The organism is Streptomyces sp. NPDC088794 (assembly GCF_044750545.1).
Classification (GTDB): Bacteria; Actinomycetota; Actinomycetes; order Streptomycetales; family Streptomycetaceae; genus Streptomyces.
The window spans coordinates 408,134-420,685 of record NZ_JBIVKB010000004.1 but is presented as its reverse complement, the minus strand read 5'-3'; the positions used below and the strand labels follow the sequence as shown (position 1 = coordinate 420,685).

At 71.6% G+C, this 12,552-nt stretch carries 10 protein-coding genes; 2 read left to right on the top strand and 8 right to left on the bottom strand.

Annotation, left to right across the window (positions count from 1 at the left end):
* The first annotated feature begins 5 nt into the window (after positions 1 to 5).
* On the top strand, positions 6 to 752 hold the full coding sequence (locus ACIP6U_RS14435; protein ID WP_401716441.1) for a DUF6227 family protein: 747 nt from the start codon (positions 6 to 8) through the stop codon (positions 750 to 752).
* 27 nt (positions 753 to 779) lie between these two features.
* On the opposite strand, the gene ACIP6U_RS14430 is transcribed toward ACIP6U_RS14435, so the two are convergent.
* The 6 genes from ACIP6U_RS14430 to ACIP6U_RS14405 form a co-directional block, all read right to left on the bottom strand.
* Positions 780 to 1,037: a hypothetical protein gene (locus ACIP6U_RS14430; protein WP_401716438.1), complete on the bottom strand. Its 258-nt coding sequence runs from the start codon at positions 1,035 to 1,037 to the stop codon at positions 780 to 782.
* 83 nt (positions 1,038 to 1,120) lie between these two features.
* The gene (locus tag ACIP6U_RS14425) at positions 1,121 to 3,178 is read right to left on the bottom strand and encodes a fructose-specific PTS transporter subunit EIIC (protein WP_401716435.1); all 2,058 of its coding nucleotides are present in this window, start codon (positions 3,176 to 3,178) and stop codon (positions 1,121 to 1,123) included.
* A 223-nt stretch (positions 3,179 to 3,401) separates the two neighbouring features.
* Positions 3,402 to 4,349: a 1-phosphofructokinase gene (pfkB, locus tag ACIP6U_RS14420; protein WP_401716432.1), complete on the bottom strand. Its 948-nt coding sequence runs from the start codon at positions 4,347 to 4,349 to the stop codon at positions 3,402 to 3,404.
* Positions 4,346 to 5,107 (bottom strand): DeoR/GlpR family DNA-binding transcription regulator, encoded by a 762-nt coding sequence (locus tag ACIP6U_RS14415; RefSeq protein WP_401716429.1) that lies wholly within the window; start codon positions 5,105 to 5,107, stop codon positions 4,346 to 4,348. The genes pfkB and ACIP6U_RS14415 overlap by 4 nt, the downstream gene beginning before the upstream one ends.
* A 221-nt stretch (positions 5,108 to 5,328) precedes the next feature.
* Complete coding sequence (locus ACIP6U_RS14410; RefSeq protein WP_401716426.1) at positions 5,329 to 6,078, bottom strand: Crp/Fnr family transcriptional regulator; 750 nt, start codon at positions 6,076 to 6,078, stop codon at positions 5,329 to 5,331.
* A 1,143-nt stretch (positions 6,079 to 7,221) separates the two neighbouring features.
* Positions 7,222 to 8,730, bottom strand: a complete 1,509-nt coding sequence (locus ACIP6U_RS14405; protein ID WP_401716423.1) for an MFS transporter — start codon at positions 8,728 to 8,730, stop codon at positions 7,222 to 7,224.
* Positions 8,731 to 8,792: 62 nt separating this feature from the next.
* Here ACIP6U_RS14405 and ACIP6U_RS14400 point away from each other — a divergent pair, with 62 nt between their 5' ends.
* A complete protein-coding gene (locus ACIP6U_RS14400) occupies positions 8,793 to 9,758 on the top strand; it encodes a helix-turn-helix transcriptional regulator (protein ID WP_401716420.1) in 966 nt (321 codons plus the stop codon).
* A gap of 414 nt (positions 9,759 to 10,172) precedes the next feature.
* Here ACIP6U_RS14400 and ACIP6U_RS14395 read toward each other — a convergent pair whose 3' ends face one another.
* Together ACIP6U_RS14395 and ACIP6U_RS14390 are read right to left on the bottom strand one after the other, a co-directional pair.
* On the bottom strand, positions 10,173 to 10,880 hold the full coding sequence (locus ACIP6U_RS14395; RefSeq protein ID WP_401716997.1) for a TetR/AcrR family transcriptional regulator: 708 nt from the start codon (positions 10,878 to 10,880) through the stop codon (positions 10,173 to 10,175).
* 490 nt (positions 10,881 to 11,370) lie between these two features.
* Positions 11,371 to 12,369: an RNA polymerase sigma factor RpoD/SigA gene (locus ACIP6U_RS14390; protein WP_401716417.1), complete on the bottom strand. Its 999-nt coding sequence runs from the start codon at positions 12,367 to 12,369 to the stop codon at positions 11,371 to 11,373.
* Positions 12,370 to 12,552: the final 183 nt, after the last annotated feature.

The window sequence follows — 12,552 nt, the reverse complement described above, 5'->3', positions numbered from 1 at the left end:
AAACCTTGAGCGTTCCGTACGAGACGGCAGCGTACGAACCACCCGAGTCGTTCGAGTCTCCGGAGGAGCATCTCGAACGGCTCCTCGGCCGTGCCCTGAACTCCTTCGAACTGCCGGACGAGACCATACGGCGGCTCGACTGCGCGCTGGCGCACGACAGTTCACTGCACTCCGCGCACCACAGCGCCGGCCTGCACCGCGAGACGTACCGGCACACCTGGCTGCTGGCCGACGGCTCGGCGCTCACCCTCTGGGAGCTCGTGCACAACACCGCGCCGGACAACACCGCGCAGCACGAGGTGTACGTGGACGAGGAGGAGCTGCGGGCCGCCACCGCGCGCCTGCCGCTGCCGCCGGACGCCCCGGACTTCGAACTGCCGGTGACGGTGCAGTTGTCGCCGGTCCCCGCGCCGCGGCACGCGTACGTGCCGGACGACTCGGCGGATCACGCGCGCCGGCTCCTGCGCCGCGCGGAGAACACCGACAGGCCGGACGCCGCCACCGCCGACCTGCTCACCATGGCGTGCGCGCACCAGATCACGCAGGCCTTCGGGCGCCCGTGCCGCACGGTGCGCGCCGGGTTGTGCTTCGCGCTCTACGAGCACGCGTTCCTGCTGTGCGACGGCGCGGAGGTCTCCCTGTGGGAGGTCGAGCACACGGCGACGCCGGACGGGCGGCACATGTGCGAGGTGTACGTCACCGAGGACGCGGCCCGCGACGCGATCGAGCGGCGGGCGGCGCAGGTCTCCTGACCCGCGCCCCAGTGCCCGCCGGCGGCCTCAACCGCCGTTGCTGAGCTGTCGTACGAGACCGGCGAACGCGGCCTTCTCCGCCGGGGTCAGTTCGACCGACTCCAGGTGGGGTGCCGTTCGGCGTTGGTGCGGGAGGGCGCGCAGGGTGGGGTCGGTGCCCCAGAGGGCGGCGCCGGAGCGGGCGCGGCGCAGCAGGCGGCCCAGGCCGATCAGCCAGACGACCGTGGCGAAGGCGAGCAGGGCCACGCCGAGTGACTGGAGGATCGAGACGCTCTCATCGGCCATGTGCCCCAGTAGACATCACGGTCCGGGACTTTGGTCCCGGACCGTGATGTATCTCGCAGATGGCGCAGTTGCCCCTTAGCGGGTCACGCCGCCACCGGCTGCTTCTTCTCCGCCGTCGGCGCGGCCTTGCCGTCCGGGGCGCCCGTTGTCACGGCTCCCGGGGCCGGCTTGCGCATGCCCTTCAGGACGACCACCAGGGCGGTCGTGACACACACGCCCGCCGCGAGGGCGATCAGGAAGAGGAACGGGTTGCCGATCAGCGGGACCACGAAGACGCCGCCGTGCGGGGCGCGCAGCGTGGCGTCGAAGGCCATCGACAGGGCGCCGGTGACAGCGCCGCCCGCCATGGACGCGGGGATCACGCGCAGCGGGTCGGCCGCGGCGAACGGGATCGCGCCCTCGGAGATGAAGGAGGCGCCGAGGACCCAGGCGGCCTTGCCGTTCTCGCGCTCGGCCGGGGTGAAGAGCTTCGCGCGCACGGTCGTCGCCAGGGCCATGGCCAGCGGCGGGACCATACCCGCGGCCATCACCGCGGCCATGATCTTCATCGCGGAGTCGCTGGGGCTCGCGACCGCGATACCCGCCGTGGCGAAGGTGTACGCGACCTTGTTGACCGGGCCGCCGAGGTCGAAGCACATCATCAGGCCGAGCAGGGCGCCGAGCAGGACGGCGTTGGCGCCGGACAGGCCGTTCAGCCAGTCGGTCATCCCCTTCTGGGCCTCGGCGATCGGCTTGCCGATCACCACGAACATCAGGAAGCCCACGATCGCCGAGGAGATCAGCGGAATCACCACGACCGGCATGATGCCGCGCACCGCCGCGGGGATCTTGACCTTCTGGATGGCCATCACCACGCCACCGGCGATCAGACCGGCGGCCAGACCGCCGAGGAAGCCCGCGTTGATGGTGAGGGAGATCGCGCCGCCGACGAAGCCGGGCACGAGACCGGGTCGGTCGGCCATGCCGTAGGCGATGTAGCCGGCCAGGACCGGGACGAGGAACTGGAAGGCCACGCCGCCGATCTGGAACAGCAGCGCGCCCCAGCTGTCCACCTGGGTCCACGCGAAGTGGTCCATGACCGACGGTGCCTTGTTGACCTCCCAGCCGCCGATCGCGAACCCGAGGGCGATCAGCAGACCGCCCGCCGCGACGAACGGGACCATGTAACTGACGCCGGACATCAGCCACTTGCGGAGCTTGGAGCCGTAGCCCTCGCCCGCGTCGCCGCCGCGTTCGACGGGGGTCGCGGCGCCCGAACCGGCCGTCACCTCACCGCGTTCCGCCTTCGCGCGCACCTCGGAGATCAGCTCGCCGGGGCGGCTGATGCCCGCCTTCACGCCGACGTCGACGGTCGGCTTGCCGGCGAAGCGTTCCTTCTCCCGTACGGGCACGTCGTGGGCGAAGATCACGCCGTCCGCCGCCGCGATCACCGCCGGGTCGAGGCGGGTGAAGCCGGCCGAGCCCTGCGGCTCGACGACGAGTTCGATGCCCGCCTCGCGGCCCGCGTTCTCCAGGGACTCGGCCGCCATGTACGTATGGGCGATGCCGGTCGGGCAGGAGGTGACGGCGACGACCCGGAAGGGGCGTTCGTCGTCGGACGCCGGTGGTGTGCTGTCCGTGGCGGCGTCGGCGGAGGCCGCCACCGACGCCGCCACGGAGTCTGTGCCGCCCTCGGGCTCGGCCTCGGACCGGGCCTCGGGCTCGTCCCCGCGGATCAGCGCCGCGGCCACCTCCGCGTCGCCCGCCGACCGCAGCGCGTCGGTGAACTCGGAGTTCATCAGCTGCCGGGCCAGCGAGGACAGGATCGTCAGGTGGGCGTCGTCGGCGCCGGCCGGCGCGGCGATGAGGAAGATCAGGTCGGCGGGGCCGTCCGGGGCACCGAAGTCGATCCCGGCCGCGCTGCGTCCGAAGCCGAGGGTCGGTTCGGTGACGTACTCGCTGCGGCAGTGCGGGATGCCGATGCCGCCGTCGAGACCGGTCGGCATCTGCGCCTCACGCGCGGCGACGTCGGCGAGGAAACCCTCCAGGTCGGTCACCCGGCCCAGGGTCACCATGCGCTCGGCCAGGGCGCGTGCCGCGGCTTCCTTGGTATCGGCGGACAGGTCGAGGTCGACCAGGTCCGCGGTGATGAGGTCGCTCATCGCGGGCTCCTTCGCTCGCGTATCGCCCGGGGAGTGGAGTGGGCGCGTATGGGGACGGGGGCGGTGCGGGGGGTTGTGGGGAGCGGGGAGTGGGGGAGACCGGGGGCGGTGAGTAAGGGATCGCCTCGCCGCCCGGGGACCGGTCGCACAGGGGCGCGACGAGGACCGCGCCGAACGGGGCGAGGACAGTCGCTGGGAGCCGTACGAAGGTTCATGGCAGCGTTCATGACACCGGCTCCCTCAGCACGCGATCCGCGGGAACCTCCGCCGTCACCGTCACCGCGGCCGGGTCCAGGTCGCCCGGGGACGGCATCACGCTGCCCGGCAGCTGGACGGCCGCCGCGCCGTGCGCGACCGCGGAGGCGAGGGCCTCGGGGCCGCTGCCGCCGGCGATGAGGAAACCGGCGAGCGAGGAGTCGCCGGCGCCCACATTGCTGCGTACGACGTCCACGCGCGCGCTGCCGAACCAGGCGCCCGAGTCGTCCACGAGCAACTGCCCGTCGGCGCCCAGGCTCGCGAGGACGGCGCGTGCGCCCATCTCGCGCAACTCCTCGGCCGCCTTCATCGCGTCGCCCACCGTGGCCAGCGGACGCCCGACGGCCTCGGCGAGTTCCTCGGCGTTCGGCTTCACCACGTCGGGCCGTTCGCGCAGCGCCGCGAGGAGCGCGGGCCCCGAGGTGTCCAGGGCGATCCGCGCGCCGCCGGCGTGCGCCCGCGCGACGACATCGGCGTACCAGGCGGGCGCGAGCCCTCGCGGGAGGCTGCCGCAGCAGGCGATCCAGTCCGCGTCGCGCGACTGCGCGCGGACCGTCTCCAGGAGCAACTCCTGCTCCTCCGCGGACAGTTCGGGCCCCGGCGCGTTGATCTTCGTGAGCACCCCGTCCGCCTCCGCGAGCGCGATGTTCGAGCGGGTGGCGCCCGCGACCGGGACCGGCGCGACCTCGATGCCCTGCGCGTCGAGCAGGTCGGCGACGAGCGCGCCCGGCGCACCACCCAGGGGCAGGACGGCGACCGTGCGCCGTCCGGCGGCCGCGACGGCGCGCGAGACGTTGACGCCCTTGCCGCCCGGGTCCATGCGTTCGCCGGTGGCGCGTATGACCTCGCCGCGGTCCAGCGAGGGGACTTCGTACGTGCGGTCCAGGGACGGGTTGGGGGTGACCGTCAGAATCATGCGCGCACTACTTCCGTACCGCCGCGCTCGATGTCGGCGGCGTCTTCCGGGCTCAGCCCGCTGTCGGTGATCAGCAGGTCCACGTCGCTCAGGTCGCCGAAGCGGGCGAAGTGCTCCTGACCGTACTTGGAGGAGTCGGCGAGCAGCACCACGCGCCGGGCGGCGGCGATCGCCGCGCGCTTGACCGCGGCCTCGGCGAGGTCCGGGGTGGTCAGGCCGTGGTCGGCGGAGAAGCCGTTGGCCGCCACGAACAGGACGTCCGCCCGGATCTCGCCGTACGCCCGCAGCGCCCAGGCGTCCACAGCGGCGCGCGTACGGTGGCGCACGCGCCCCCCGACGAGGTGGAGCTGGATGCCGGGGTGGTCCGCGAGGCGCGCGGCGATCGGCAGGCTGTGCGTGACGACGGTGAGGGAGGCCTCCAGCGGGATGCCGGCGGCCAGCCGCGCCACGGTCGAACCGGCGTCGAGGATCAGCGTGCCCTCGCCGGGCAGTTCCGCGACGGCGGCCTTCGCGAGGCGGTCCTTCTCGTCGGCCGCGGTGCTCTCGCGCTCGGCGAGGTCGGGCTCGAAGTCGAGACGCCCCGCCGGTATGGCTCCGCCGTGCACACGGCGGAGCAGTCCGGCGCGGTCGAGGGCCTTCAGGTCCCGGCGGATCGTCTCCGCCGTCACCTGGAACTCCTCGGCCAGCGACACGACGTCGACCCGGCCGCCGTCACGGGCGAGCCGGAGGATCTCCTGCTGCCGCTCCGGTGCGTACATGTCCGTTCGCCTCCGACTGAGTGCCTGACCGTGCCCGATCAATGCCCGAACTTGTGGTTTCACTCGGAGGCTACGCCCGGATTTCCGGAAAGTAAACGGGTTCGGACACGACTCAGACGTAAACGGGCAGGACTCCGGCTCGGGTCGGCGCGGGTCGGCGCGGGTCGGCGCGGATCAGCGAGGGTCGGACCGCACGACGCCCTCTGCTTCCGGTGACGGAGTCAGCTCGCGCCCGCCGGGTCGGCCCCGGCGGCGAACTGACGCAGCGCGTCCACGTCGTGGACGATGAACTGGCGGTACCGGGCCTCGATGGCGCCGTGGTAGCGCAGGGTCCGGATCGCGTTCTCCACGGTGGACATGGCGATCTGGAGGGCGGCGGCGATGTCCTTCTGGCCCGGGCCGCTGATGACGGTCCAGCCCGTGCGCGGGTCGCGGACGCCCGCGGTGTCGGCGAGGTGCGCCAGCAGCCGGCCGATGCGCTCCAGGGGCGGCCGGGTGGCCATGGCGTAGACGAGTTCGTCGCTGCGGCTGCGGTCCTCCAGGCTGCACAGGAGGGCGAGTTGGATCTCGGGGCGCCGGCGCATCAGGATGTTGAAGTGGCGGGCGCGGCAGGGTATGGCCACGGTTCTGGTCAGGCACTTGGTGCGGACGCCGGAGCCGGGGGTGATGAGCTTGGCCTCGCCGACCAGCTGGCCGCCGCCCCGGAACCGGGTGACGGTGGGAACGTTTTCCCCTTCCCCCAGCGGGAAGCGGTCCTGCCGTACGACGCCCTCCCAGATGATGTAGACGTCCCGGCCGTCAGGGCCCAGCGGCAGGAGTTCGTCCCGGCCGAAGACGAGGCCGCGCAGTCCGGCCTGGAGCAGGGTCTGCCAGTCCTCGGCGGGCAGGCGTTGCAGGAAGCTTCCCTCCGGCTTGTCCTCGTGGCCTAAGAGGAGGCCGGTCGGCCGGGAGGTGTCGACGGTCGCGGGCATGCTCACTCCCCGACTCACTCCCCCGCTCCGGCGCCCGTGGCGGCGCGCGTCCCGGCGAACACGCCCTGCCGCGCGCTGTGGTGACGGTGTGTCACGGGTGAGGTACCGCGGTGCCCGCGGCCCGACGGCGGAATGACGCCGTCGTCGTTGACGGTGCGCATTGACGTTGATCCCTGTTCTGTTGGCGCTCTGGAACCTCACTGGTCAGCGGGGTTCCGGGTGGTGGGTCCTGCTCCCTCTCCGAGAGGTGCGACAGCGCCCGGGTGGTGAGGCCGGGCGGGTGGAGACAGTTGAGCGAGATAAAGCTACCCCTCGCCGCGAGTGCAGAGCCAGTCGTGTATTCCGAGGCGCGTCGGCAGATATCGATCATGGCGCGGACCCCCTCGCCACGGGGTTTTGTTACAGAAGATCACGCGCAATCCGGACAGGAAAGCCGGAGCTCTTTTACTCAATTGCCGATCGCGGTTATCGACGCACCCCCACGGGCCCGACAGAACCCTTCCCGGGTGAGCCGCATATGACGTCCACGCAAACCGAAAGCAAAAACGAGAGGCCCCGGGGCACCACCCCCAGGACCTCCCGGAAAGGTCCGGACCCACCAGGGATCAGACCGCTGCCCAGTAAACACCACGGACGGCCTTTTGGTCACTCCCCGTCAGGCGGCAGTCCGCCCCCGCCACCGGACGGCCAGCCGAAACCCCCGCCCGCGGGGGTTCGTTACGGACACCACGGCACCCCGCACATGCCGACACCCCACCCCATCCCGCCGCACGTTTTACCCCCTTTATCCACGCGGGGGCGAGAAGACTCCAAGCTCACAGGGCCGTGACAGCGTTATCAAATGGCGCCCACCGATCAAGAGTCAACAGATTCGGCCACCACACCCCCGCTCACCCGACGCCCGCGACGGCCAGAAACACACCCGCCGGGCTCTGCGGGTGCGGATCGCCCCCACCCGTCCAATTGACCCCGCCGCCGACTCATGGATTTCTTTTCGAGAGGTAATCCGAGTCGACTCGGAGTCGACTCGGAGTCGACGGAGAATACGGTGTTTCCACGCGAACTGCGGATCCCCGTACGGGAATCCGCAGTTCGCCCTCGCACACCCTCAAATGTCGACTAGTGAACAAGCGTGCGAGGCAGTCAGAGCGCCTCCTTCTTGGCGCCCCGCCCCGGCAACGCGAACATCAGCAGGAAGATCAGCCCCATCACGCCGGCCACCCACCCCAGCGCCCCCTGGAACGCGTCCACGAACGCCGGTCCCACCCGCTCCGGCGTCAGGTGGTCGTCCATCGTGCCGAAGAAGACCACCGAGACCAGCCCGAGCCCGAGCGCATTGCCCATCTGCTGAACGGTGTTGATGAGCCCGGACGCCGAACCGGCGTGCTCACGCGGCACCTCGGAGAGGATCGTGTCGGTCAGCGGGGCGAAGATCAGGCCCATGCCGGCGCCCATCACGACCAGCGGGAGCGCCATCTGCCAGGAGGCGATGGCCAGTCCGTACCGCTCGGACTCCCAGAGGTAGAGCAGCACGCCCGCGGCCATCACCAGCGCACCGGCCTGGAGGACGTTGCGCCCGCCGACCCGCGGCACCAGCTTCTGTACCGACATCCCGGCCGCCACCGACACCGCGATCGAGAACGGCACTCCGGTCAGCCCCGCCCGCAGCGGGCTCCAGCCCAGGCCGATCTGCATGTACAGCGTCCAGACGAGGAAGAAGATGCCGAGTCCGACGCCGAAGACGGTCTGCACGGCGATGCCGGCCGCGAAGCTCTTCACCTTGAACAGGGAGAGTTCGACGAGCGGGGAGCCGTCCCGTACCGCCTTCTTCTTCTCGTACGCCACCAGCCCCCAGAAGACGCCGACCGAGCCGGACATCGACACGAACCCCCAGGCGGGCCAGCCCAGTTCCTCGCCGCGGGTGAGCGGGTAGAGCAGCATCAGCAGGCCGAGCGTGACCAGGGCGACGCCCACCAGGTCCAGCTTCAGCGCGCGCGGGGCCTTCGACTCGGTGATGAAGCGGCTGCCGAGGACGAGGCCCGCGACACCGACCGGCAGGTTGATCAGGAAGATCGGGCGCCATTCGAGGCCGAAGAGGTTCCACTCCGTCAGCAGGGCGCCGAGCAGCGGGCCCGAGACCGCGCCGAGTCCGACAATCGCGCCGAACAGACCGAATACCTTGCCCCGTTCGTGCGCCGGGAAGGTCGCGTGCACGATCGACAGCACCTGTGGCACCATCAGCGCCGCCATCCCGCCCTGGAGGATCCGCGAGGCAACCAGCATCTCCGGGTTCGCGGCGAAGCCGCACAGCGCGGAGGCGAGCGTGAAGCCGCCGATGCCGATGAGGAACAGCCGCTTGCGGCCGTGGATGTCACCGAGCCGGCCGCCCGTGATCAGGCCCGCGGCGAACGCGAGCGCGTACCCCGCGGTGATCCACTGGATCTGGCTGAAGGACGCGCCCGCGTCCCGCTGGATCGACGGGATCGCGACATTGACGATCGTGACGTCGACGAGGTCCATGAAGGCCGCGGTCATCACGATGGCGAGCGCGAACCAGCGTCGCCGGTCGCCCGGGGCGGGCTGCACATCGTCGTCCGGTACTGCCGTCACCGCCGGCTGGACGCTGAGAGGGGTGGTCTCCGTTGAGGTCATGGAACGAACTTAGAAGGCCACTAGGTCAGATCGTGTCCTAGTTCTACGGCATCCTCGAACTCATGACGACGGACACCCCGGCCCGGCTCCTCCAACTCCTCTCCCTCCTCCAGACGCCCCGCGAGTGGCCCGGCGGCGAACTCGCCGACCGGCTCGGCGTCTCGCGCCGCACGATCCGCCGCGACATCGACCGCCTGCGTGAGCTGGGCTACCCGGTCGAGGCCTCCCTCGGCTCCGACGGCGGCTACCGGCTCGTCGCGGGCAAGGCGATGCCCCCGCTCGTCCTAGACGACGAGGAGGCGGTGGCCATCGCGGTCGGCCTGCGCGCGGGCGCCGGACACGCCCTGGAGGGCGTCGACGAGGCCTCTGTACGCGCCCTCGCGAAGCTGGAACAGGTGCTGCCCTCCCGGCTGCGCCACCGTGTCTCCACCCTCCAGGCCGCGACCACCCCGCTGACCAGCGGCGACGGCGCGAGCATCGCACCCGAGACGCTGACCGTGATGGCCTCGACGGTGGCCGGGCACGAGCGTCTGCGGTTCGGCTACCGCGCGGCCGACGGCACCGAGTCGCGCCGCCTCACCGAGCCCTACCGCCTGGTCTCGACCGGCCGCCGCTGGTACCTCGTCGCCTACGACCTCGACCGCGCCGACTGGCGCACCTTCCGCGTCGACCGGGTCGCCGACCCCTTCGCGACCGGCGCGCGCTTCGCTCCGCGGGAGCTGCCCACGGGGAGCGCGGCGGAGTACCTGCGGCGCTCGATGCAGCGCCAGCACGAGTCGTACGACTTCGAGGTCACGTTCGCCGCCCCCGCCGAGTCCGTCGCGGCCCGCCTCCCGAGTTGGCTGGGCACGCCCGAACCCCTCACCGCCGACAGCTGCCGGCTGCGCGCCGCGGTCGGCGACAAGAAGGAATGGCTGGCGGTCCGGCTCGCCCTGCTGGGCTTCGAGTTCACGGTCCAGGAACCGGCGGAACTGGCGGAGTGCGTACGGGAGTTGGGTGGCCGGCTGACTCGAGCGGCGGGCGGCTGAGGTCGCCACCCGAGTCAGCCGAGGTCGCCTCTCTGCCCAGCGGAGGTCACCGTCCTACCCGGCTGCGATCGCCGTCCTGCCCAGCAGAGGCCACCGGCCTACCCGGCTGTGATCGCCGTCCTGCCCAGCAGAGGCCACCGGCCTACCCGGCTGTGATCGCCGTCCTGCCCAGCAGAGGCCGCCGCCCTGCCCGGCTGTGATCGCCGTCCTGCCCAGCAGAGGCCGCCGCCCTGCCCGGCTGCGATCGCCGCCCTGCCCAGCAGAGGCCGCCGCCCTGCCCGGCTGCGATCGCCGCCCTGCCCAGCGAAGGCCACCGGCCTACCCGGCTGTGATCACCGTCCTGCCCGACTGTGATCGCCGTCCTCCCCGGCTGAAGTCGCCGGCGACCGCCGAGCCAGGATCCCCGCCGCCGGCCTACGTCCTCGCCACGTCCGCCCACGGGAAGTCCCGCAGCGCCTCCAGGTTCCGTAGCGCCATCGCGGCCGGCCCCTTCGGCCCCGACGCGGGTGCCTCGCCCGCCGCCCAGCCCTCCACGGCGACCCGTACGGCGGCGCTGGCCACGGCGGCCGCGAAGCGCAGGCCGGGAGCCTGGGCGGGGCCGCTGCCAACGTTGTCCGCGCCGCGACCCGGATCCCCGTCACCCCGTACCGGACCCTCGTCACCCCGTACCGGGCCCCCGTCACCCGGTACCGGATCCCCGTCGGAACCCCATGCCGGGAACATCCCCAGCCGCACCGCCAGCACCTCCCCCAGTCTTCCCTCCGCGTCGTGCGAGACCTCCGCCCACACCTTGCGCAGGGCGGGGCTCGTGTCGGTGAGGCGGATGAGGGTGCGGACCAGTTCCCAGGAGGCCGCGGAGACGCCGACGCCCGGGGTCAGGGTGTGGCGTACCGCGTGTTCCAGCGCCTCGGGCACGGAGAGGTCGGCGGGGGCCGCGCGCAGCGCCTCGCCCCAGCGCTCGGCGCCCGCCGCGTACAGCGGGGCGACGGCTTCTTCCTTGGAGGCGAAGTAGCGGTAGAAGGTGCGCGGGGCGATACCGGCCGCCTGGGCGATGTCCTCGGCCCGGGTGGCGCGCAGTCCGTGTCGTACGAACAGTCCGGCCGCGGCCCGCGCGATCTCCATCCTGGTCGCGGCTTTGCGCCGTTCGGTCAGCGAGGACGCGCGGGACTGCTGTGCGGGGGTGGAGCTGCTCACCCCGGCAGGCTATGCCCATGTGGCACAATCTGCCATTCGGCGGGCCACCCCGGGGTTCAGGTTCGGGGTGCCCCGCCATCCACTCTGCCCTGCCCCGCGACGGGTGACAAAAGCGGACGGCGGCGGCGGACGGCAAAAAGAGCCGGGCTCCGGCGCCCGGGGGGAGGGCGCCGAAGCCCGGCTCAGGGAAGGTCCCGGCGCCGGGGGGGAGTGCGTCGGGACGTGGTCCAAGGGGGTCGCGGGGACGGTGTCCCCTGACCCGAACTCCTGGGCCCTGAAGTCTTGTTCCCAGGGCCCGGAGGCTTGAAGCGGCGGAACACGGCCATGTTTGCGCCGGTGTTCCGCCACCCGGCGTACGCGGTGGAGGCTGTCGTACGCCACTGGCATCTGCCGGGTGACGTGCGCTCCTCCGTGCCGCCTACGCCGCCGCTTCGAAGCCGGTGTCGCGGGCCAGCTTCTTCAGTTCCAGCAGTGCGTGCTTCTCGATCTGACGGATGCGCTCGCGCGTCAGTCCGTGCTCCTTGCCGACCTCGGTCAGCGTCCGCTCACGGCCGTCGTCGATGCCGTAGCGCATCTTGATGATGGACGCCGTGCGCGGGTCCAGGCGGCCGATCAGGTCGTCCAGCTCCTCGCTGCGCAGCAGGGTCAGAACGGACTGCTCGGGGGAGACCGCGGAGGTGTCCTCCAGCAGGTCGCCGAACTGGGTCTCGCCCTCGTCGTCCACCGCCATGTTCAGCGAGACCGGGTCGCGGGCCCAGTCCAGGACGTCGACGACGCGCTCCGGCGTGGACGCCAGCTCGGCGGCGATCTCGGCGGGCTCCGGGTCGCGGCCGTGCTCGCGGTTGAACTCGCGCTGGACGCGGCGGATCCGGCCGAGCTCCTCCACCAGGTGGACGGGGAGCCGGATGGTGCGGGACTGGTCGGCGATGGAGCGGGTGATCGCCTGGCGGATCCACCAGGTCGCGTACGTCGAGAACTTGAAGCCCTTGCGGTAGTCGAACTTCTCCACCGCGCGCACCAGGCCCGCGTTGCCCTCCTGGACCAGGTCCAGCAGGGGCAGGCCGCTGCGCGGGTAGCGACGGGCCACGGCCACGACCAGGCGGAGGTTGGAGCGGATGAAGACGTCCTTGGCGCGCTCTCCCTCGTCGACCAGGGCCTGCAGCTCCTCGCGGCTGGCCTCGGCCTGCGAATCCTCGTATCCCTCGAGAACCTGTCGCGCGAACACACCCGCCTCGATGATCTGAGACAGCTCGACCTCCTTGGCGGCGTCGAGCAGCGGTGTGCGCGCGATCTCGTCGAGGTACATGCCGACCAGGTCACGGTCGGCGATCTCGCCGGCGTGGGCGCGAACACTGCTTGCCCTGTCGGCCGTCTCGCCAGAGGCGGACTTACGACGGGCGACGGCACGGGTTGCCATGCGAGCTCCCTTGCGATGGTGGCTGGCGGGTGGTCTGTCGGACACCGGCACTCACCGTCGAGTGCCTCTCAGCACCTTTCTCGGGTGCCCTGCATCCGAAGGAAACAACGACTGGAATCCGGACAGAATTCCCAACCTGCCCCCCGATTTTTCTGATCATGCAGTACCCTGTGCCGCCACGGA

Coding starts and splice junctions, on each gene's coding strand:
- ACIP6U_RS14430 (WP_401716438.1), bottom strand. CDS start 1,037: ATGGCCGATGAGAGCGTCTCGATCCTCCAGTCACTCGGCGTGGCCCTG.
- ACIP6U_RS14425 (WP_401716435.1), bottom strand. CDS start 3,178: ATGAGCGACCTCATCACCGCGGACCTGGTCGACCTCGACCTGTCCGCC.
- pfkB (WP_401716432.1), bottom strand. CDS start 4,349: ATGATTCTGACGGTCACCCCCAACCCGTCCCTGGACCGCACGTACGAA.
- ACIP6U_RS14415 (WP_401716429.1), bottom strand. CDS start 5,107: ATGTACGCACCGGAGCGGCAGCAGGAGATCCTCCGGCTCGCCCGTGAC.
- ACIP6U_RS14410 (WP_401716426.1), bottom strand. CDS start 6,078: ATGCCCGCGACCGTCGACACCTCCCGGCCGACCGGCCTCCTCTTAGGC.
- ACIP6U_RS14405 (WP_401716423.1), bottom strand. CDS start 8,730: ATGACCTCAACGGAGACCACCCCTCTCAGCGTCCAGCCGGCGGTGACG.
- ACIP6U_RS14400 (WP_401716420.1), top strand. CDS start 8,793: ATGACGACGGACACCCCGGCCCGGCTCCTCCAACTCCTCTCCCTCCTC.
- ACIP6U_RS14395 (WP_401716997.1), bottom strand. CDS start 10,880: ATGGAGATCGCGCGGGCCGCGGCCGGACTGTTCGTACGACACGGACTG.
- ACIP6U_RS14390 (WP_401716417.1), bottom strand. CDS start 12,369: ATGGCAACCCGTGCCGTCGCCCGTCGTAAGTCCGCCTCTGGCGAGACG.